The following is a 21,229-nucleotide window of genomic DNA, read 5'->3' on the forward strand; positions in this document are numbered from 1 at the left end:
CTCCACGTGCCCACACAACCTCGGGCGACACAGCCCACGACCGTCCTCCATCTCGTCCAGCCCGTCGACGGCGGTGTGGCCAGGGTCGTCACCGACCTCGTCCGCGCACAGACCGCCGAAGGCCTGCGCACCGTCGTCGCCTGCCCGCCGGGCGGCACGCTCGGCGACGCCGCCCGGTCGGCCGGGGCCGAAGTGCTCACCTGGAGCGCCGGGCGGGCTCCCGGACCCCGGCTGCCCGCCGAGGTCATCGGCGCCCGGCGGCTGCTGCGCCACGTCCGCCCCGACCTGCTGCACGCCCACAGCGCCAAGGCCGGGCTGGCCGGGCGGCTCGCCGCGCGCGGGACCGTGCCCACCGTCTTCCAGCCCCACGCCTGGTCCTTCGACGCGGTCGGCGGGGCCACCGCCGCGCTCGCCCTGCGCTGGGAGCGGTACGGGGCCCGTTGGGCCGACCGGGTGCTCTGCGTCAGCGAGGCCGAACGCCGCGCGGGGGAGACCGAGGGCATCACCGCCCGCTGGTCGGTGATCCGCAACGGCGTGGACCTGGACCACTTCCGCCCCGGCGGACCGGACCCCGGCCAGGACCGGGCCCGGGCCCGCGCCGAACTGCCGCTGCCCGCCGCCTTCCCGGCCGACGGACCGCTCGCCGTCTGCGTGGGCCGCATCTGCCTCCAGAAGGGACAGGACATCCTGCTGCGGGCCTGGCCGGAGCTGCTGGGCACCGTCCCCGGAGCCCGCCTTGCCCTCGTCGGCGACGGCCCCGACACCGAACGGCTGCGCCGCACGGCCCCGCCCGGGGTGTTCTTCGCGGGCGCCGCCGCCGACATCCGACCGTGGCTTCGGGCCGCCGATCTCGTTGTACTGCCGTCGCGGTGGGAAGGCATGGCGCTCGCCCCGCTCGAAGCCATGGCCTGTGGCCGCCCGGTCCTGGTCTCCGACGTCAGCGGTGCCCGGGAGAGCCTGCCGCCCGGCCAGGGGCGCCTGTGCCTCGTGCCGCCGGAGGACCCGACGGCCCTGGCCAAAGCCCTGGGACGGCTGCTCGCCGAGCCGGGGCTCCTCGCCGAACTCGGGGAGCAGGCCCGGGAGCACGCCCGGACCGGCTTCGACGTGCGGCGGACCACGGACGCGGTCACCGGCCTGTACCACGAACTGCTGGGCAGGCCCCGGCCCTTGAACCAGGAGCGCATCAGCCGATGACGATGGACAGCGCACCCGCCCGGCACACCGGGCAGGGCGGCACGGGCCCCGCCGGCGGCAGCGCCTTCGCGCCCGCGCCCCACGCGGCAGCCCGCCGTTCCGCGACCGCCATCCACCCCCCGCGCGGGCCCAGGACGGACCAGGCCCGGTCCGCCGTGCGCCCGCACCGCGTCCGCCGCCGCGGCCGGGTGCTCCCGCTGCTCACCACCGACGCGCTGGCCGCCGTACTCGCCGTGACGACACTGCCCGGAGCGGGACTGCCCGCCCTCACGGCCGTGCCGGTCGCCGGACTGCTCGCCGCGCTGCACGCCCAGGCCGGGCTGTACCGGCCGCGGCTCGCACCCTCCGCGCTCCTCGAACTGCCCGCGGTGGCCGGACGGTCCGCCGTCCTGTGGTGCGGGACGGCCGCCGTCGTGGCCGCCGTCGAGCCGGCCCGGGCGCTGGGCTGGAGCGCGCTGCTCACCGCCGTCTGCCTCCAGGTCCTCCTGGCGTGTGCGGGGCGCGGGTTCGTCAACCAGCTCCAGCGCCGTTCGGCCGTGCGCCGGCCCGCCTCCGCCCTCGTCGTCGGAGCCGGCGCCGGGGCGAGCGCCGTGGCCGCCGCCCTGCACGGCCGACCCGAGTTCGGGCTGCGGCCGGTCGGGCTCGCCGACACCGCGGCGGCCGCCGACGGGGACACCGGCGCCCTGCCGTTCCTCGCCACCCACGAGGACATCCGGCGCGCGGTCATCCAGAACTCCGTGACGCACGCGGTGTTCACCCGCCCGCCGGAGGCCGACGAGCGCACCGCCTCCCTGGTCCGGCTCTTCCACGACCACGGCTGCCGGCTGTGGCTCGCCGACCCGGCCGGCACCGCCAAGATCACCGGCATGCGCGTGGTGCACCCCGCCGACCAGCTGTGGGGGTACGCCGTCCAGCCGCTGCTGCCGCGCCCGGCCCGGCCGGTGGAGCGCTGGGCCAAGCGGGGCATCGACTCCCTGCTCGCCCTGGTCGCGCTGATCGCCGCCGCGCCCGTGATGGGCCTGTGCGCGCTGGCCGTACGGCTCTGGGACGGGCCGGGGGTCATCTTCCGGCAGGAGCGGGTCGGCCTGTACGGGCGCCCCTTCACCCTGCTGAAGTTCCGTACCCTGCGCGCCGACGAGCACGAGTCCGCCACCCGCTGGACGGTCGCGGGCGACCGCGGGATGAGCCCGGTGGGGTCCTTCCTGCGCAAGTCCTCGCTGGACGAGCTGCCGCAGCTGTGGAACGTCGTACGAGGTGACATGAGCCTGGTCGGGCCGCGCCCCGAACGGCCCTTCTTCGTCGCCAAGTTCTCCACCGTCCACCCCGGCTACGAGGCCCGCCACCGGATGCCCGTCGGCATCACCGGCCTCGCCCAGATCAACGGCCTGCGCGGGGACACCTCCATCGAGGACCGGGCCCGCTTCGACAACCACTACATCGACACCTGGTCGCTGTGGCAGGACCTGTGGATCCTCGCCCGCACCGCGGCCTTCTTCTTCCGCTTCCGGCTGGGGGGCAGCTGATGAGCCTCGTCGTCCCCGGTTCCTGGGCCCGGCCCGACGTGCCGGGACTGCTGCGCCGGCACTGGCCGCTCCTGCCGCTCGCCGCGACCGTGCTGTTCCTCCTCGCCCCGCTCCCGGCGGGGGACGCCACCGCCTCCGGGAAGGTCGGCCCGGCCGACGCCGCCTCGCTGCTGCTGGTGTTCGTCTGCGCGGTGCAGGCGCTGCGCGGGCGGGTCCGGGCGCTGACCCCGCTCGGCGTGCTCGTGCTCGGGACGCCGGCCGTGGGCCTCGCGGTCGCGACGATGACCGCGGGGGACCCGTACGCCGCCCTGCCGGGCTTCGTGCGCTACCTCCAGGTCTTCGTACTCGTCCCGGCGGCCGTGGTGCTGCTGGTGCGCGACGCGGCGGAGTTCCGGCTGGCCGCCGGGTGCTTCGTGGTCCTGGCGCTGGTGCAGGGCGCGGTGGGGGTCGTGCAGTACGCCACCCACACCGGGGCCTCCTACCAGGGCCAGAACGTCCGGGCCGTGGGCACCTTCGGCCCCGGTGACGTCATGGGCATGGCCACGGTCGTGGCGTACGGGCTGGTCGTGGCGACCGCGGTCGCGCTGGCGCCGGGGCTGCCGCAGCGGGTCCGGCGGATCGCCGGGGGCGTGGCGCTGGCGCTGGTGCTGCCGCTGGTGCTCTCGTTCAGCCGGGGCGTGTGGATCGCCACCGCCGGCGCGGCCGTGCTGGTGATGGTGCTGGCCGGGATCCGCCGGGCGCTGAAGGTGCTCCTCGCGCTCGCCGCGGCGGGTGTGGTCCTGGTGGGCGGACTCGGGGTCGGCTCCGAGATGGTCGCCGAGCGGCTGACCTCCATCACCCAGATCTCCAGCGCTCCCGACCAGTCGGTGACCGACCGCTACACGATGTGGGCCGCCGCCGAGTCGATGTGGCGCGAGCGGCCTGCGGTGGGGGTGGGGCTGAAGGGCTTCCCCGCCCACCGCGACGGGCACGCCTCGCTCGGGCTCTCCTCCGGAAGCGACACCGCGGGCGCGGGTCAGGCGTACCTGCGCCAGCCGCTGCTCTCCCCGCACAACATGTACCTGCTGATCCTGAGCGAGCAGGGCCTGATCGGGCTGATCGCGCTGGCGGGCGGCTGGGCGGCGCTGCTGGTGGCCGGCCTGCGGCGGCTCGGCTCTCCCACGGGGGTGCGGGACTGCGGGCTGATCGCGATCGGGCTGCTCGTGTGGCAGCTGACCGACTTCCTGTACGCGGACATCGGGGGGCCGTCCACCGTGCTGACCGGAGTGATCATCGGCCTGGCGGCCTGGTGGGCGCTTCCCTCCCGGGGGGTCGCGGGTCCACCGCGTGGGGCGGCTGCGCACCGCGTGGCCGCCTTCGGTGCGGGTTCACGGGGTAGGGCCCCCGGGGTTGCGGCTCGCCGGTGACGGACACCACGCCCTGGCGGCCCGCCTCCGGCCCCCCGGCCGGGGCGGGCCACGCCCGTGTCCCGGGTGCCGCGGGGTCCGGCCCGAAGCGGACGGACCCCGGCTTCGCCGGCTACGCGCGGAACGTGCCCGTGGCCGGGCGCCGCACCGGGCAGGATCCGACCGGCTCTCCGGGCGCGGCGGACCCTGCGGCCCCGGCGGACCGCGGGTTCGTCACCGGGGGCCCGCCGGGGCGCAACGGCGCTGCGGCGCCCCGTTCGGCAGCGGCTTCCGCGACCCCGGGCCTGCCGGCACCGGCGGACCCGGGTTTCGTCGCAGGCGGCCTGCCCGGCGGTGAACCGGGGGTGCGGGAGCTCGTGTTCGGCTCCGCCGGGTACCGGCGGAGCGTGCCCGGGCGTCCCGGCGCCGGCCCGGATCCGGACGCGGTTCCCGTCCCGCCCGTCCCGCCCGTCCCGCCCATCCCGGCGGACCCCGGTTTCGTCGCCGGCGGGCTGCCGGGCGGTGAACCGGCGGTGCGGAAGGCCGTCTTCGGCTCGGCCGGGTATCCGGGCGGAGCCTCGGGGAAGCGCAGTGTGCCGGTGGCGTCGCGGCCCGCGGGCGGCTCCGCCGACGCGCCCGAAACCCAGGCGGCGTCCGCGGGCGGCCGGCTCGGCCGTGTCCGGCACGCGCACGCGGGCGATCCCGCCGTACCCGCGCCCCCGGGCGGGAGCCGTACGGCGGGTGGCCGGTCCGGCCGTGTCCGGCACGCGGGTGGTCCTTCCGGATCCGCGCCCCCCGGCGGGAGCCCGTCCGCACCCGCCACCCCCCGCGGGAGCCGGACAGGCGGCCCGGACGAGCTTCCCGAGCCCGCCACCCCCGGCGGGAGCCCCCCACTGGGGCGGTTCCTGGCCAAGGCCGCCGCGGTCACCGCCGGGCTGACCGCCGCCGGGGCGGTGTTCGGGCTGGTGCGCGACCAGACCATCGCGCACCTCTTCGGTGCCGGGCACGACAGCGACGCCTTCCTGATCGCATGGACCCTGCCCGAGATGGCCTCGACGCTGCTCATCGAGGACGCCATGGCGCTGCTGATGGTGCCCGCCTTCAGCCACGCCCTGGCCCGGCGGGCCGCCAGCAGGGCCGGCCTCACGCGCCGGGAGGCCCGCGCGCAGGACCCCGTACGGCTGCTCGTGGGGGCGACCCTGCCGCGGCTGGCCGTGTTCCTGGCCGCCGTCGCCTCCGTGCTCGTCGTGGCCGCGCCGGCCGTCGTCGCCGTGCTCGCGCCCGGCCTGCCCGACCCCCGGCTGGCCGTCGAGTGCACCCGGCTCACGGCGCTGACCGTGCTCTCCTTCGGGATCACCGGCTACTTCAGCGCGGCTCTGCGGGCGCACAGATCCTTCGTACCGCCCGCCGCGATCTACGTGTCGTACAACGTCGGCATCATCGGCACGATGGTGGCCCTGCACGCCCTGTGGGGCGTACGGGCCGCCGCCGCGGGCGTCGCCGTCGGCGGGCTGCTGATGGTCCTCGTCCAACTGCCCGCCTTCATCCGCAACGTGGGCTTCGGCCTGCCCCGCGCCAAGAGGAACGCCCCGCGCAGCCAGCGCGACCGTGACCGCCCCACCCTCATCGCCTTCGGGGTCATCGCCCCCGTGATCTTCTTCGCCGTCTTCCGGCAGTCGCAGGTGCTCGTCGAGAGGTTCCTGGCCGCCTCGCTCCCCTCAGGGGCGATCTCCCACCTCAACTACGCGCAGAAGGTCGCGCAGATGCCGATGGTGCTGTCCCTGATGATCTGCACCGTCACCTTCCCCGTCGTCGCCCAGGCCATGGCCGGCGGGCAGCGGGAGAAGGCCCGGCGGCGGGTGGAGCAGGACCTCGCGCTGGCCTCGCTCGCCGTCCTGATGGGCACCGCACTCGTCATCGGCTACGCGCCCCAGATCATCCAGGTCCTCTTCGAACGCGGTGCCTTCACCCATGAGGACACCCTCGCCACCGCCTCCGTCATGCGGGTCTACGGACTCGGACTCCTCGGCCACTGCCTCGTCGGGGCACTGTCCCGGCCCTTCTTCTCGACCGCCCGGCCCACCTGGTTCCCGGCGCTCGCGATGGGTGCCGGCCTGCTCGTCAACATCGTGGCCGGAGCCTTCGCCGTCGGCTGGTGGGGCACCTACGGGCTCGCCGCCGCCAACGCCGCCGGCATCTCCACCACCGCCGTCCTGCTGCTCACCGGCCTCGGCTCGCGGATCATCGCCATCCAGGTCCGCCGGGTCGCCGTCAGCATCGGACGGCTCGCCGTGGCCGCCGTCGCCGCGTGCGTCACCGGCTGGATCGCCGGTCCCATGATCCCCGACCCGATGCTCAGCGTCTCCCTCGGCTGCCTGCTGGTCCCGGCCATGTTCGGAGCCACCGGCATGGCCATACGCGCGCTCGAAGTCACCGCCCTGCCCGGTCAGATCTCCCAGTTCACGCAGAGGTTCCGCAATGTCCGCTGACACCGACACGGCCTCCGCCGCCGTGGTGGCACCCACCCGCCGGACCGCTTCGCCGTGGGTCCTGATGTACCACTCGGTCGCCGAGTTCACCGATCCCGCCGAGGACCCGTACGGGATCACCGTCACCCCGCTCGCCCTGGAGGCCCAGCTGCTGTGGCTGCGCTCGCGCGGCCTGCGCGGGGTGTCGGTCGGCGAACTGCTCCGGGCCCGCGCGGCCGGGCGCGGTGCCGGGCTGGTCGGGCTGACGTTCGACGACGGCTACACCGACTTCCTCACCCACGCGCTGCCGCTGCTGCGCCGCCACGACTGCACCGCCACCCTCTTCGTCCTGCCCGGGCGGCTCGGCGTGGACAACGTGTGGGACCCGCTGGGTCCGCGCAAGTCCCTGCTCACCGCCGAGGGCATCCGCGAAGTCGCCGGGGCCGGACAGGAGATCGGCTCGCACGGACTGCTCCACCAGGACCTCACCGCGGCCACCGACGAGGTGCTCCAGCAGGAACTGCGGGGCAGCCGCGACCTGTTGCGCGAGCTGACCGGGACCCTGCCCGAGGGGTTCTGCTACCCGTACGGACACCTCGACGCCCGGGTCGTCGACGCCACCCGGGCCGCCGGGTACGGCTACGCCTGCGCCATCGACCCCGGACGGCTCGCGGGCCCGCACGCCCTGCCCCGTACGCACGTCAGCCTGGCCGACGGCGGCGCCCGGCTGCGGATCAAGCAGGTGCGCCACCAGGCGCGGGAGCTGCGGCGGGCGGTGTACCGGTGAAGACGGACCAGACGGACCAGACGGCGCTCAAGGCCCTGCACATCATCACCGGGCTCGGGGTCGGCGGCGCCGAGCAGCAACTGCGGCTGCTGCTGCGGCACCTGCCGATGCGGTGCGACGTGCTGACGCTGACCAACCCCGGGCCCGTCGCCGAAGGGCTGCGCGCCGACGGGGTACGGGTCGTCCACCTGGGGATGCGGGGCAACCGGGACCTGGGGGCGCTGCCGCGGCTGGTGAAGTTCATCCGGCGCGGACGGTACGACCTCGTGCACACGCACCTGTACCGGGCCTGTGTGTACGGGCGCCTCGCGGCCCGGCTCGCGGGCACCGGGGCGACCGTGGCCACCGAACACTCCCTCGGCGAGGGCGAGATCGAGGGCCGGCCGCTGTCGGGCGGGGTGCGGGCGCTGTACCTGGCCAGCGAACGCCTGGGCGCGGCGACGGTGGCCGTGTCGGACACCGTGGCCGCCCGGCTGGAGGGGTGGGGGGTGCCGGCCGCGCGCGTGCACGTCGTACCGAACGGGATCGAGGCCGTCCGCTTCCGCTTCGAGGAGGGCGTGCGGCGGGCCACCCGGGCCCGGACCGGCCTGCCCGAGCGGGCCTTCGTGGTCGGCGGGGTCGGGCGGCTGGTCCCGGGCAAGCGGTTCGACGTCCTGGTACGGGCCGTCGCGGCGCTGCCGGGGGCGCACCTGCTGCTGGCCGGGGACGGGCCGGAGCGGGCGGGGCTGCGCCGGCTGGCCGCCGAACTCGGCGCGCAGAGCCGGATCCACCTGCTGGGCGAGCGGGACCCGCTGGGCGACAGCGCGGACGGCCGCACGCCCGGGATCCCGGCGCTGCTGGCCGCCATGGACGTCTTCGTCTCCCCGTCGCGGGAGGAGGCCTTCGGGCTCGCGGTCGTCGAGGCCCTGGCCGCCGGACTCCCCGTCCTGCACGTGACCTGCCCGGCCATCGACGACCTGCCCGCCGCCCAGGCGCCCGGGGCGCGCCGGATCGGCACCGGCACGGAGGAGCTGGTCGCGGCGCTGCGCGGCCACATGGAGGCGGGTGCGCGGCGGCTGCCCCCGCCGCCGGTGGTCCGCCGCTACGACATCGCCCGCAGCGCGCGGCAGCTGCTGGACGTGTACGACCTCGCCCTCTCGGCTGCGCCGCGCTCCGCGGGGCCGCCGGCGCCTCGGGGCTCCGGCTCCGGCCCCGCGCCTCAATCGCCGGCTGGGCTGAAAGAGCGGGGCTCCGCCCCGGACCCCGCGCCTCAAACGCCGGCGGGGCTGGATGTGCCGGCCGGGCTGGAAGTGCCGGCCGGGCTGGATGTGCCGGCCGGGCTGGAAGTGCCGGGTGGCACCGGCGTCGGCTGATCCGTACACCCCCCGAACCAACTCCCCTTCACCCAGGAAGCGAGCACGCTCATGGCCGATAGTGCCGACCAGAAGAAGTCCGAGAAGAAGTCCGATAGGAAGTCCGAGAACAAGGCGGAGAAGCAGGCGGAGAAGCAGGCGGAGCAGTCCGCGACGGCCGCGAAGAAGCCGGTCCACCGCTCCGGGAAGAGGTCGCGCAGGCGGTCGGTGTCGCCGCCCGCGTGGTGGCCCCTGCCCGCCTGCGCCCTGCTGGGGCTGGCCGCGGGCGGTGCGTACGGGGTGCTCAAGGCGCCCGAGTACGCCGCCACCAGCTACGTCGTCGCCGTGCCCGACGACACCACCGAGCCGGCCACCGCCCTCGGCTTCGCCCAGGCCTACGCCCGGATCGCCACCAGCAGCTCCACCCTCGCCTACGCCCAGCCCCGCGCGGGCATCGGCGCCCGGCAGCTGCGCACCCAGGTGCGCGCCGAGACCTCGCCCGAGTCCCCGATGATCGCCATCACGGGCACGTCGAAGAGCCCGGCCGAGGCCGCCGACATCGCCAACGCGGTCGCCGACGCCCTGTCGCTGAGCAGCAATCAGGCCGCCAAGAACACCGGTGTCCAGCTGCTCCTCTTCAACCAGGCCGTGGCCCCCTCCGACCCCGCCTCCCCGTCCGCCCCCATCAGCGGAGCCGTCGGGATGTGCGCGGGCGGTCTGCTGGGCGGCCTGTGGCTGCTCGCCCGGCCGGGCCGGGCGCGGCGCCCCGAGGAGCAGGCGGCGGGATCCCCCGTCGCGTCCCCGGCCGATGCCACGGCGGAGTCCGAGGCGGCGTCCGAGCTGGGGTCCGAGCTGGGGTCCGCCGTCGCGCCCGCGGTCGGGGCCCCGGTCGAGGAGTACGCCTCGCTCCCCGCCCAGGGTGAGCCGGCCTCGGCCAAGGAGAAGGAGTCCGTGCGATGAGTCCGGGCTCCGCCGGGGCCCTGTCGGTGACGCTGTGCCGTGACCCCCGGCAGTTCGCCGCGCTGGAGGAGCAGTGGAACCGGCTCTTCCGCGGCTGTCCCACCGCCACCCCCTTCCAGAGCCACGCCTGGCTGCACTCGTGGTGGCTGTCGTACGGCAAGGACGGCCGGCTCCGGATCGTCCTCGTGCGGCGCGGCGAGGAGCTGGTCGGCGCGGCCGCGCTGATGCTCGTACACCGGCCGATGCCGCTCCTGGTGCCGCTCGGTGGCCCCATCACCGACTACTTCGACGTGCTCGTGGCGGCGGAACACGCCGACCAGGTCTTCCCGGCGCTGGCCCACGGGCTGCACCGGGCCGCCCGCGGTGCGGTCGTCGACCTGCGGGAGGTACGTCCCGGGGCCGCCGCCGAGGAGCTGTACCGGCAGTGGCCCGGCGTCGGCAGCAGGCTCGCCGACTCCACCTGCATGGAGCTGCCCACCCTGCCGTTCGACGAGCTGGTCAAGCGGATGCCGTCCTCCGGCGCCCAGCGGGTCCGGGCCAAGCTGCGCAAGACCGACGCGGCCGGGATCGAGGAGCACGAGGTCACCGAGCAGGAGGTGCCGCGCGCCGTACGGACGCTGCTGCGGCTGCACGAGAAGCAGTGGCGCGGCCGCGGGGTCACCCCCGAGCACCTGCGGCCCCGCTTCGCCGAGCACCTGACCCGGGCCACCCGGCGGATGGTGCGGGCCGGGGAGGGCCGGCTGACGGAGTTCCGGCTCGACGGGAAGGTGGTGGCGGCCAACGTCACGCTGCTGTCGGCCGGACTGAGCGGCGGCTACCTGTACGGGGCCGACCCGGACCTGCGGACGCGCAAGGTGGACGTGGCCACGCTGCTGCTGCGCTACGAGGCCGGGCGGGCGCTCGCCGACGGCCGGCCGGTCGTGAGCTTCCTGCGCGGCAACGAGCCGTACAAGAACCACTGGCGGCCCGAGACGGTCGTCAACCAGCGGTTCCTGCTGGCCACGACCGCGCTCGTGCCCCTGATGCGCCTGCACGAGTCGCAGGTGACGGGGCGCGAGCGGGCGGTGGACGCGTTGCGGGAGGCGTTGCCGGCCGCCAGGGACTGGCGGGCGCGGCTCAACGAACTGCGGGTGCGATGACCCGCCTAGAAGGGCCAGAAGTCCGAGTCCTTGCCCCAGTCGAGCTCGATGCAGACCGACTGCATGCCGACCAGCTTGGAGAGCCACTCGCCGAAGTTGATCGGCACGCACCACCGCGTGCCGTTGACGGACGGCTTCTCCGGCTGGGGCAGGGGCAGGGGCTGGGGCTGGGCCGGCGTGGGTGCGGGCTTCGGCACGAGCGGGCTCGGGGTGACGGGCGACGGCACCGCGGGCGACGGCGCCGGGACGCTGACGTCGGGTGTCGGGTCCGCCGGCGAGGGCACGGGCACCGGGACGGGTGTGGGTACGGGGACCTCGGGCGTCGGGACGAGCGGGCCGGGAGTGACCGGGTCAGGGAGGTCGGGGCTCGGGGTGACCGGCGCGGGGACGCTGACGTCGGGGCTCGGGTCCATGGGCGAGGGGAGGGGGATCGCGGGCGTCGGGACCTGGGGCGTCGGGATCGCGGGGGTCGGGACCACCGGCATGGGCACGACCGGCGTGGGCACCACCGGGGTCGGGACCACGGGCGTGGGCACCACCGGGGTGGGGATCGGGAGCACCGGCCCGGGCCGCTCGGGCCACAGCGCGGCGCGGAAGGCCTTCGAGGACGCCGGGTTGTCCTTGCACTGCCACACGCCGTGCGGGCAGTAGTCGGTGATGGTGTGGTAGAGCGGCTTGTGCTGCTCGATCCACTTCAGCATGCGCCGGACGTACTCCGGGTTGTCCCCGCGCCGGAACAGCCCCCACTCCGGGTACGAGATCTCCTTCCCGTGTGCCTTCGCGAAGTCGACGTGCTGCTGGAGCCCGTACGGCTGGGAGATCTGGTCGTCGAAGGTCTGGCCGGGACCCTGGTCGTACGAGTCCATGCCGACGATGTCGACCACGTCGTCGCCGGGGTAGCACTGCGTCCAGCCGATCGCGTCCGTACCCCGGTTCGGGGCGAAGTCGAACTTGAACTTCTGTCCGGGCACTGCGCGCATCGTGGTGACGATGCGCTTCCAGTACACCTTCCAGTTCTCCGGGTCCGGCGCGCAGCGGTGGGTGTAGGTGATGCCGTTCATCTCCCAGCCGAGCACGATCACCGTGTCCGGGACGCCCAGCGACACCAGCCGCTCGGCGAGCTTCTTGAAGTGCCGGTCGTAGCGGCCCTGCGCGCCCGCCTTGATCAGCCGGGAGACCCGGCGGTCGGACACACGGCCTTCGTTCCGCGCCTGCATGGGCACGTTGAGGACGAACATCCGGTCGTCCGCCGCCTGGCGCCATGCGGCCCAGTCCTCCAGGAAGCCGACCCGGCCCTCGATGCCCGCCCACGAGTCACCCGGCAGATAGGTGTGGCCGACCCGGATCTCCTTGCCGCCCAGCCAGCGCGACAGGTACGGGATCCGCGCCACCCCGGGCGGGCCGTAGTCGAGGTAGGCGCCCATGGCGGTGCCGGAGCCCTTGGGCCAGTCCTCCTCGGGCGTCGCGAGTGCGGCACCGGTGGCCAGCAGGCCGGCCGTGACCGTACCGATGCAGGTGGTCGCCAGTCGGCGGCGTGGTCTGGGCATGGCGTCTCCCGAGCTTTCCTGAATCGGAGTGCTTACCAAAGACGTTAGGCATCAGATCCGACGAATGGCCTGTTCGGTGACTGCCGCATAGGCCATTAGCAGGCGCACATCACCCCCGCTTGGTCCGACTAGGTGAAAGACACGGATGCCATGCACGCGTTCGCCAACCACGTGCCCGCCGTTGTGCTCAGACTCGACCGGAATCCGTTCCACCACGGAACCCTCGGCGCCGTCAGATCCCTTGGCCGCAAGGGCGTGGAGGTCCATGCCGTCGTCGAGGCCGGGGGAGGTCCCATGAAGCGTTCGCGCTATCTGCGCGCCGTACATCCCGGACCGGAAGGCGGGTTGGACCCCGAGGCGCCCGAGGCGTTGCTGGAGTGCCTGACCGGGGTGTCGGAGCGGATCGGCCGTCCGGCCGTGCTCGTTGCCATGGACGACCTGAGTGCCATCGCCGTGTCCCGGGTCGCGCCGATGCTCCGTCAGCGTTTCCGGATTCCCCATCAGCCCGACAACCTGCCCGCCCGGGTGGCCGACAAGGCGGAGTTGTCGCGGCTCTGCTCGCGGTGGGACGTCCCGCACCCGGAGACGGTCATTCCGGCGAGCGGGGCCGAGGTGGCGGAGGCGGCCTGGCGGCTCGGCCTGCCGCTGGTCGCGAAGTGGAGCCGGCCCTGGCTGCTGCCCGCAGGGGCCGACGGGCTGCGCAGCACCACGCTGGTGCACAGCACCGCCGAGGCGCGCCGGCTGTACGAGCGCTCGGCCGAGGCGGGGAGCCGGCTGCTGTTCCAGCGGTTCCTGCCCGCCGGGCCGGACACCGACTGGTTCTTCCACGGCGCCTTCACCCGGGACGGGCGTCCGCTGCTCGCGGGGTCGGGCCGCAAGGAGCTGTCCTGGCCGGTGCGGACGGGGCTGACGGCGGTGGGGCGCTGGCTGCCGGACCCGGCGGTGGAGGAGGCGGGGCTGCGACTGGCCGAACGGCTCGGCTACCAGGGGATTTTGGACCTGGACTTCCGCCGGGACGAGCGGGGGTGCTTCCGGCTGGTGGACTTCAACCCCCGCCCGGGCGCGCAGTTCCGGCTGTTCGCCGACGCGTCCGGGCTGGACGTCGTCCAGGCGATGTACCTGGATCTGACGGGTCAACGGGTCCCGCAGCCCGCGGGCGGTCCGGGCCGGGTGTTCGTCGCCGAGAACTACGCGCTGCTCGCGGCGGTCCGGGGCGGGTCGCTGCCGCATCGCCGCCCGGCGGCGCGCCCCGGGGATCAGGTGGGGGCGGCCGGGTCGGGACAGACGCGCGGAGCCGTCGGACCCCTGGGACCCGTCGGACCCCTGGGACCCGTCGGACCCGACGAACCCGCCGCTCCGACCGGGCGGGCCGGGCAAGCCGGATCGGCCGGGCAGGCCGGACCGGTCGGTGACCGGGAAGCGGACCCGGCACGGGTCGCGAAGGCGGCCGTCGAGCGGGGGCGGGTCGAGACGGCCTGGTTCGCCTCCGACGATCTGCTGCCGTTCCTGGCGATGCTCGGCGCCTTCCTGGGGCGCGGCGCGGGCAAGGGGGTCCGGGCCCTGCGCGGGGTCCCGGCACAGAGCCGCCGCACGGCGCGCGCGGTGGTCCGCGCGCCCCGGCAGCGGGGCCGGGACCAGCCGCCCGCCGCCTCCGCGGGGCCGGCCTCCTCCCGCCCCGTCCCGCCGGAGGCCTCGGCCGAGCCGGACGAGCTGGTGACCCGTTGACCACGACCGGCGCGGCCGACCGGGCCGGGCCGGTGACCACCGAGCTGGAGGAGGGGCCGTGACGCGGATCGACGATCTCGTGGTGATCGGTGCGGGCCCGTACGGGCTGTCCATCGCCGCCCACGCCGCGGCCGCGGGGCTCGACGTACGGCTGCTGGGGCGGCCCATGGCCTCGTGGCGCGACCACATGCCCGACGGCATGTACCTGAAGTCGGAGCCCTGGTCCTCCAACCTGTCCGCGCCGGACGGGCGGCACACCCTGGCCGAGTACTGCGCCACCCGCGGAGTGGTCGCGGAACACGGCACTCCGCTGCCGATCGGCACGTTCAGTGCGTACGGGATGTGGTTCGCCCGGCAGGCCGCGCCCGCAGTGGAGGAGGTGACCGTCACGGAAGTGACCCCGCAGGGCGACGGCTTCCGCGTCCACACCGCCGAGGGGCCGCCCCTGCTCGCCCGTACGGTCGCCCTCGCGGTCGGCGTGATGCCGTTCGTCCACCACCCGGAGGCGCTGCGGGACCTCCCGCCCGCCCACTACACGCACAGCACCGGCCACCGCGACCTGACCCGCTTCGCCGGGTGCGAGGTCGCCGTGCTCGGGGCCGGGCAGGCGGCCCTGGAGACCGCCGCCCTGCTGGCGGAACAGGGGGCCCGGCCGTGCCTGGTCGCCCGCCGCTCCCGGCTGAACTGGAACACCGTCCCGCAGCCGCTGAACCGCCCCCCGCTGCACTCCCTGCGCGATCCCCACAGCGGCCTCGGCACCGGCTGGCGCAGCTGGGTGTGGTCGGAGCTGCCGTGGGCGGTGCGCCGGCTGCCCGCGCACACCCGCGAGCGGATCGCCGCGACCGCGCTGGGCCCGGCCGGCGCCTGGTGGCTGCGGGACCGCTTCGAGCGGCGCGTTCCCGTCCTGCTCGGGCACCGGCTGCACCGGGCGGTCGCGGCCGGCGAGCGGACCCGGCTCGGGCTGACCACCCGGGCGGGCGAGTCCGTGGTGCTGGACGTCGCGCACGTCATCGCGGCCACCGGGTTCGCCCCTGACCTGGCACGACTGGACCTGCTCGACGCGGGGCTGCGGGCCGCGCTGGCGACCGTGGGGGAGGGCCGGGCGCCGGAGCTGAGCCCCGGATTCGAGTCCTCGTGGCCCGGTCTGTTCTTCGCGGGGCTGCTGGCGGCTCCCTCATTCGGACCTTCCATGCGATTCGTGCACGGTGCGGGCTTCACGGCGGGGAGACTGGTGAGAGGAGTCCGCAAGCGCCTCGGTGCCCGGGGTCCGCGGTCGGGCTCCCCCGGTGCCGCCCGGCTCGACCGGGCTGCTGCCCCCGGACGCTGTCCGGGTCCGGGGGCACCGCCGGGGCATCCGAAGACGTATCTGCGGTGAGATCCGCGGTGAGAAGGGGTCCGTGATGAGCGCGGAGCGAGCACAGGGCCGCGGCTGGGTACGCATTCCCGCCAGCCGTGCGGAACAGTCCCCCACGACCAGGACCGCCGGGTACGACCGCGCCCCGTACGCGGGCCCGTATGCGACGGCCTCCCCCGCCGACCAGCCCACGATCTACCTCTCCGTCGTCAAGCGCTGGCGGGAGGCCGGGCGCACCCTCCCGGGGCATCCCGACGAGGAGTGGGAGCGGCTGATCTCCCAGCCGTGCTGGCCGGGCCGTTAGGTGGTGTCGAACGTGGCAGCGGCGGGGCGCGACGGAGCCGAGCCGGGCCGGCAGTCCCCCGTGACCGCGCCCGGGGAGCGGCTCGCGCTCAACGGCATGGGCAGTTTCGAGTGGGACCTGGGCACGGGGACGGTGCTGCTGGACGAGGCCGCCATGGACGTCTTCGACCTGGGGCCGGAGGAGTTCGACGGCACCGCGGAGGGTGTCGCGCTGCGCATCCCGCCGGAGGACGCGGGCCGGCTGCGCGGGGCCATCGGCGCGGTCCTGCAGGGCGGCGAGGAGACGTACGGCGCGTACTTCATGGTGCAGCGGCGCGACGGCCGCGACCAGTGGACGCATACCTCGGGCCGGGTGCTCCGGGACGGCGGGGGGCGGCCGCGGCACATCGTGGGGATCGTCCGGGACGCGACGGCGGAGCTGGCGCACGCGACGCTGCTGCGCAAGCTGGAGGCGGCGCGCGCCCAGCAGACGACGATCGTGCAGCGGACCACGGACGTCCTGTCGCGGGCGGTGACGGTCGACGACGTCACGGCCGCGCTGACGGGGGCGGGCGCGCTGGAGCGGCTCGGCGCCGACGGGCTGGCCCTGGGGCTGGTCGAGGGCGGCACGATGAAGATCATCGCGTTGAGCGGGGAGTCGCTGGAGATCCTCAGCGAGCGCCGGTTCACCCGGCTGGACGGTTCGCTGCCGCTGTCGCACGTGGTGCTCACGAGGCAGGCACGTTTCGTCACCTCGCTCACCGAGCTCGGCGGCGAGTTCCCGCTCCTCGCGGACTACCTGAACCGGATCCGGTTCAGCGCGGCCGCGTACCTGCCGCTGATCGCGCAGGCCAAGGCCATCGGCGGGCTGGTCCTCTTCTACCGGCGGCGCAGCGAGTTCAGCCCGGAGGAGCGCAACCTGTGCCTGGGCCTGGCGGGCATCGTGGCCCAGTCCCTCCAGCGGGCGCTCCTCTTCGACCAGGAACGGGAGTTCGCGACGGGCCTGCAGGCGGCCATGCTGCCGCGCCGGATCCCGGACATCACGGGCGGGGAGATCGCGGTCCGCTACCACGCCGCCTGGAGCGGACGGGAGGTCGGCGGGGACTGGTACGACGTGATCGCGCTGCCCCGCGACCGCGTCGGCGTCGTCGTGGGCGACGTCCAGGGCCACGACACGCACGCGGCGGCCATCATGGGCCAGTTGCGGATCGCGCTGCGGGCCTACGCGGGGGAGGGCCATCCACCGTCCACCGTGTTGGCCCGGGCTTCGCGCTTCCTCGCCGAACTCGACACCGAACGCTTCGCCACCTGCATGTACGCGCAGGTGGACCTGGAGACGGGAGGCGTACGGGCGGTCCGCGCGGGCCACCTCGGCCCGCTGATCCGGCACACGGACGGGCGTACGGGCTGGCCCAACGTGCGCGGCGGCCTGCCGCTCGGGCTGGCCTCGATCTTCGAGCGCGAGGAGTTCCCCGAGACCCGGCTCGACCTGGTCCCCGGGGAGACGCTGGTGCTGTGCACGGACGGCCTCGTGGAGGAGCCGGGCACGACCATCACCCAGGGCATGGAGGCACTGGCCCACGCGGTGCGCACCGGCCCCCAGGGAGCCGGGGCGCTCGCCGACCACCTCTCGGACCGGCTCTGGGAGCGCTGGGGCTCCGGGGACGACGTGGCCCTGCTGGTGCTGCGCAGGGCCCCCGACCCGGGCACCCACCGGGCGCCGCGCATCCACCAGTACGTCCACCAGGCGGACCCGGAGGGACTGTCGGAGGCCCGCTACGCGCTGCGGCAGGCGCTGCGCGACTGGGGCATGCCGGACCTCGCCGACGACGTGGAGCTGGCAGCGGGAGAGCTGCTGGTCAACGCCCTGCTGCACACCGACGGCGGGGCGGTGCTGACCATGGAGGTGCTGCCGGAGCCGGTCCGGCGGATCCGGCTGTGGGTCAAGGACCGTTCGAGCATGTGGCCGCGCCGGCGCACCCCGGGCGAGGCGGCCACCACCGGGCGCGGGCTGCTGCTGGTGGACGCGCTGGCCACCCACTGGGGCGTGGAGTCCCGTGGCGACGGCAAGGCGGTGTGGTGCGAGTTCGACGTCACGGGCAGCCCCCGGAGCTCGAGGTGACCGGACGGTCACCCCGGGTTGTGGGGCGCCGGGGGCGGGGTGATGATGCGGACCATGGAACGGATCGTGTTGTGCGCGGGCTGAGCAAGGCCGCCGTGACGGGCGTCCTGGCCCTGCTCCTGCTGGCGGTCGGGGTGCCGACCGTCGTGGACTGGACGACGGGGCGGCCGCACGCGGTCCCCGGGTGCCAGGCGGTGGCCTTCATGTCGATGACGGACGTCGCCCCCGAGTGCCGGTAGCGGCGGCTACCGGACGGGGTGCGCCCCGAGACCGGGCCCGTCGCCGCACCCGGCGGGGTGCCTAGCCGTGGTCGATCAGCTCGATCTCCTGGCGGTCCTCCGCGACCGTGTCGATGGAGCGCGGCATCAGGCCCGAGAAGTGGATCTCGTTGAGCTGGACCTCGGCCAGTGCCGCGCCCGGGTGGACGCCCGGGGTGAACTTCAGCGAGCCGGTGGCCTGCCACACGTGCTCCTCGCCGTCGCAGTCCGCCTCGCCGCCGCCGAAGCCGAGCCGGGTGCCGTCCTGGACGACGGCCGCCGCGATCTGGAGCTTCGCCCCCATGGGTGACGGGTTGGAGCAGTGGTAGGTGCCGGAAAGGGTGACCTCGCCGTCCCGGGAAATATGACCGTACGGTTGTACGGAAATTCCCTGGTCGAAAACGGTGGCGTCGGCAGGTGCGGTGAATACCGCCGTGGCGGCCAGGGCCGAGAGCGATGCCAGGGCCATGCGGGAACCGTGAATACCCATCGTTCCTCCGGGTGGTTGTGGGCGGCGGGAATCCGCCGGAACGAATTGTGCTGGCAGGCGGGCGTACGCGTGCACTCCGTGCACTCGTGTCGGTGAGTGCAATTGCCCGCTCGGGCGCGTGAGACTGGCCGAAATACATCCCCGAAGGGATCCCGCATGCGCCAGTCCGCCGCTCCCCGCCTCGTTCCCGGTCTCGTCCCCGTCCTCGCCACCGCCCTCCTCCCGCTCCTCCTGTTCGGTGCCACGGCCTGCCAGAGCGCCCCCGAGGGAGCCGCGCTCGCCCCGGCCGCGGCGCCCGCCGTCCCGGTGGACGACGGGGTGCCGGGCGCGGAGGGCGCGCCCGCGCGGGCCGCTATGAAGGAGGCCCACGTGGGTGACCCCGTACGTGTGGACGGCGCACAGATCGGGCGGCACCTCCAGGTCGAGCTCGACGCCTACGTGGACCCCGCGATCAGCGTCGAGAAGAACTTCGCCCCGGCCGCCGGCAAGCGCTGGGTGGCCGCCTCGATGTCCTTCGTCAACGTGGGCGGCGCCTCGTACGGGGCGCTCGGACGCATGTGGGCGCACGACAGCGCGGGGCAGCGCCACCCGGTGGTGTCCACCGGTGAGCTGACGACCGGCAAACCGATCGTCTTCGATTCCCTGGAGGTCGGTGAGCGGGCCGAGGGATGGGTGGTGTTCGAAATCCCGGAAAACGCGCGCATTGTGCGGCTCCAGTACCAGGACGCGAACATGCAGGCGAATTCCGGAGAGGGTTTCTGGGCCGTCTAGCCCGGCCGGGTGAAAGGCCGTGAGGGGGTCGCCGGACAGACCACTAGGGTGCGCGCATGACTTCTACTCAAGCCGAAATCGACCGGTCCCAGCTCGGCACCCTTTCGGTGCTCGCCTGGATCGGCGACCCCTCCGAGGCGCACGACATCCCGTACCTCCTCGCCTACACCCTCGGTGACGGCCCGAAGGGCCGTGAGGCGGGCGAGGCGGCGGCCCGTGGGCTGCTGGAGGAGATCGGCCTGCCCATCGGCGACGTCGTCATGGACGGCACCCGCAACCCGGCCACCTTCCCGGTGCAGATCCTGCTGGAGGGCGACCAGATCGCGCTCACCCTGCCCGGGATGAACGCCCAGTGCACCGCCCCCGCCGAGTGGGTCGCCGCGGCGAACGAGAGCGGGCAGGCGTACTTCCTCTTCGCCACGCGCGCCTGGCCCGAGGCGGTCCCGGGGCGGCCGGTCGACGCGAAGACCCTGCAGGCGTTCGCGGGCGACGAGTCGGTGCTGACGGGCAGCGCCCACTGCGTCCTCGCCGTGCGGCGCCTGCAGCAGTAGCCGCCACCCGCTCCGGCCGCCGGGCCCCCAGCCTGCCCGGTGGCCGGCCCCCCCTTCCGTGCGCTGCCGGGGGCGGGCGCCGTCAGGGCTGCCGGGCCGGCTGCTCGAAGGCGAACCTGAGCGAGCGGACCCGGTTGTCGAAGTTCGACCCCGCCAGGTCCGGCAGGCCCACCGCGCGCAGCCCCACCGGCCGGGTGAGCAGCTCGCGGAAGAGCGCCTTCATCTCCACCCGGGCCAGGTGCGCGCCCAGGCAGAAGTGCGGGCCGCCGCCGCCGAACCCCAAGTGGGGATTGGGCGAGCGGGTGATGACGAAGGCGTCGGGGTCGGGGAAGACCGCCTCGTCGCGGTTGGCGGAGGCGTAGTACAGGACCACCTTGTCGCCCGGGCGGAACACGTGCCCGTCCATGGTGTGTTCGGCGGCCACCGTCCGGCGGAACTGGATGATGGGCGTCGAGTGGCGGATCATCTCGTCCACCGCGCCGTCGGCGTACTTCTCGAAGTCCGAGAGCAGCAGGTCCCGCTGGTCCGGGTGGTCGGTCAGCAGGGTCAGCCCATGGGTGATCGCGTTGCGGGTGGTCTCCACCCCGGCGACCATCAAGAGGGAGAAGAACGCGCCGAGTTGGCGGGCCCCGAGGGCCTGGCCGTCGACGTTCGCGCGGACCAGCGCCGAGATCAGGTCGTCGGTGGGGTGCTTGCGCCGCTCCCGCCCGATGCCCGCCACCATCCGCTGCATGCGGGCGAGCGCCCGCAGCCCGCGGCCGGGCATCCGCAGCCGGGAGGCCAGGGCGCGTTCCACGCCGATGTTCTCGGAGGCGTGGTTGACCCGGTCGGCGATCTCGGCGCGGTAGCGCTCCGGGATGCCCATCATGTTGCAGATGACCTCCAGGGGCAGCCGGGAGGCCACCGCCGAGACGAACTCGTCCGGCTGTTCGGCCAGTACGTCGTCCACGATGCGGGCGGCCACGGCGTGGATGTCGGCCTCCGCGGCCGCCAGCAGGCGGGGCGTGAAGGCCCGCTGCACGATCTTGCGCAGCTGGGCGTGGTCGGGGCCGTCCAGGTTGACCATCGAGTCCCCGAAGAGGGCTCTGACCCAGCGGGCCGGCTCGGGCGTGGTCACACCGGGGGCGCTGGCGAAGACCTTGGGGAGCCGGCTGGCCTCCTGTACCTGGGCGTGCCGGACCAGCGCCCAGTGGCCGGCCCCTTCGGGGACGAAGACGGGGCCGTCGGCCGCGCGGAGGCGGGCGAAGGCGGAGAGGCGGTGGGCGGGGGGCTGCAGCCAGAAGCCGGGCTCGGCCAGTTCCCTGCCGGGGGCTTCGCCGGGGCGTTGTGCGGGGAGCGTCATG

The 21,229-nt window shown here is 74.8% G+C and carries 18 protein-coding genes; 15 read left to right on the top strand and 3 right to left on the bottom strand.

All coding sequences use genetic code 11. From position 1 onward, the window contains the following. Positions 1-6 precede the first annotated feature (6 nt). Genes OG534_RS21455 through OG534_RS21490 form a run of 8 tightly spaced genes read left to right on the top strand, consistent with a single transcriptional unit; the run spans position 7 to position 10,787 of the window. Positions 7-1,194, top strand: a complete 1,188-nt coding sequence (locus tag OG534_RS21455; protein ID WP_326589874.1) for a glycosyltransferase — start codon at positions 7-9, stop codon at positions 1,192-1,194. Next, on the top strand, positions 1,191-2,717 hold the full coding sequence (locus OG534_RS21460; protein ID WP_442807117.1) for an exopolysaccharide biosynthesis polyprenyl glycosylphosphotransferase: 1,527 nt from the start codon (positions 1,191-1,193) through the stop codon (positions 2,715-2,717). Before OG534_RS21455 ends, OG534_RS21460 begins: the two co-directional genes overlap by 4 nt. Continuing rightward, the gene (locus OG534_RS21465) at positions 2,717-4,123 is read left to right on the top strand and encodes an O-antigen ligase family protein (RefSeq protein WP_326589875.1); all 1,407 of its coding nucleotides are present in this window, start codon (positions 2,717-2,719) and stop codon (positions 4,121-4,123) included. The genes OG534_RS21460 and OG534_RS21465 overlap by 1 nt, the downstream gene beginning before the upstream one ends. Beyond that, positions 4,120-6,591 (top strand): lipid II flippase MurJ, encoded by a 2,472-nt coding sequence (locus tag OG534_RS21470; RefSeq protein WP_442807118.1) that lies wholly within the window; start codon positions 4,120-4,122, stop codon positions 6,589-6,591. Before OG534_RS21465 ends, OG534_RS21470 begins: the two co-directional genes overlap by 4 nt. Beyond that, complete coding sequence (locus OG534_RS21475; protein ID WP_326589877.1) at positions 6,581-7,357, top strand: polysaccharide deacetylase family protein; 777 nt, start codon at positions 6,581-6,583, stop codon at positions 7,355-7,357. The genes OG534_RS21470 and OG534_RS21475 overlap by 11 nt, the downstream gene beginning before the upstream one ends. Beyond that, positions 7,354-8,709: a glycosyltransferase gene (locus tag OG534_RS21480; protein ID WP_326589878.1), complete on the top strand. Its 1,356-nt coding sequence runs from the start codon at positions 7,354-7,356 to the stop codon at positions 8,707-8,709. The genes OG534_RS21475 and OG534_RS21480 overlap by 4 nt, the downstream gene beginning before the upstream one ends. A gap of 51 nt (positions 8,710-8,760) precedes the next feature. Beyond that, complete coding sequence (locus OG534_RS21485; RefSeq protein ID WP_326589879.1) at positions 8,761-9,648, top strand: lipopolysaccharide biosynthesis protein; 888 nt, start codon at positions 8,761-8,763, stop codon at positions 9,646-9,648. Next, positions 9,645-10,787, top strand: a complete 1,143-nt coding sequence (locus OG534_RS21490; protein ID WP_326589881.1) for a GNAT family N-acetyltransferase — start codon at positions 9,645-9,647, stop codon at positions 10,785-10,787. The genes OG534_RS21485 and OG534_RS21490 overlap by 4 nt, the downstream gene beginning before the upstream one ends. A gap of 5 nt (positions 10,788-10,792) precedes the next feature. Here the strand turns inward: OG534_RS21490 and OG534_RS21495 are convergent, their stop codons facing one another. Beyond that, positions 10,793-12,334: a glycoside hydrolase family 26 protein gene (locus OG534_RS21495; RefSeq protein ID WP_326589882.1), complete on the bottom strand. Its 1,542-nt coding sequence runs from the start codon at positions 12,332-12,334 to the stop codon at positions 10,793-10,795. A 294-nt stretch (positions 12,335-12,628) separates the two neighbouring features. Between OG534_RS21495 and OG534_RS21500 the strand changes: the two genes are divergently transcribed. The 5 genes from OG534_RS21500 (at position 12,629) to OG534_RS21520 (ending at position 18,056) form a co-directional block, all read left to right on the top strand. Next, positions 12,629-14,059, top strand: a complete 1,431-nt coding sequence (locus tag OG534_RS21500) for a carboxylate--amine ligase (protein WP_326589884.1) — start codon at positions 12,629-12,631, stop codon at positions 14,057-14,059. Positions 14,060-14,126: 67 nt separating this feature from the next. Continuing rightward, the gene (locus OG534_RS21505; protein WP_326593743.1) at positions 14,127-15,434 is read left to right on the top strand and encodes an NAD(P)-binding domain-containing protein; all 1,308 of its coding nucleotides are present in this window, start codon (positions 14,127-14,129) and stop codon (positions 15,432-15,434) included. 25 nt (positions 15,435-15,459) lie between these two features. After that, complete coding sequence (locus tag OG534_RS21510) at positions 15,460-15,717, top strand: hypothetical protein (RefSeq protein ID WP_326589886.1); 258 nt, start codon at positions 15,460-15,462, stop codon at positions 15,715-15,717. Positions 15,718-15,729: 12 nt separating this feature from the next. Continuing rightward, a complete protein-coding gene (locus OG534_RS21515; RefSeq protein ID WP_442807119.1) occupies positions 15,730-17,817 on the top strand; it encodes a SpoIIE family protein phosphatase in 2,088 nt (695 codons plus the stop codon). Between the two features lie 71 nt (positions 17,818-17,888). Continuing rightward, positions 17,889-18,056, top strand: a complete 168-nt coding sequence (locus tag OG534_RS21520) for a hypothetical protein (protein ID WP_326589887.1) — start codon at positions 17,889-17,891, stop codon at positions 18,054-18,056. A gap of 61 nt (positions 18,057-18,117) precedes the next feature. On the opposite strand, the gene OG534_RS21525 is transcribed toward OG534_RS21520, so the two are convergent. Further along, the gene (locus OG534_RS21525) at positions 18,118-18,543 is read right to left on the bottom strand and encodes a DUF6299 family protein (protein ID WP_326589888.1); all 426 of its coding nucleotides are present in this window, start codon (positions 18,541-18,543) and stop codon (positions 18,118-18,120) included. 177 nt (positions 18,544-18,720) lie between these two features. Between OG534_RS21525 and OG534_RS21530 the strand changes: the two genes are divergently transcribed. Together OG534_RS21530 and OG534_RS21535 are read left to right on the top strand one after the other, a co-directional pair. Next, positions 18,721-19,335, top strand: coding sequence for a hypothetical protein (locus OG534_RS21530; RefSeq protein WP_326589889.1), 615 nt, complete (start codon positions 18,721-18,723; stop codon positions 19,333-19,335). Between the two features lie 56 nt (positions 19,336-19,391). Continuing rightward, entirely contained in the window at positions 19,392-19,886 is a 495-nt protein-coding gene (locus tag OG534_RS21535; RefSeq protein WP_326589891.1) for a DUF5949 family protein, read from the top strand. Positions 19,887-19,968: 82 nt separating this feature from the next. On the opposite strand, the gene OG534_RS21540 is transcribed toward OG534_RS21535, so the two are convergent. Further along, entirely contained in the window at positions 19,969-21,228 is a 1,260-nt protein-coding gene (locus OG534_RS21540) for a cytochrome P450 (RefSeq protein WP_326589893.1), read from the bottom strand. Position 21,229: the final 1 nt, after the last annotated feature.

This window comes from Streptomyces sp. NBC_01294, assembly GCF_035917235.1.
In the GTDB taxonomy this organism is placed as follows: Bacteria; Actinomycetota; Actinomycetes; order Streptomycetales; family Streptomycetaceae; genus Streptomyces; species Streptomyces caledonius.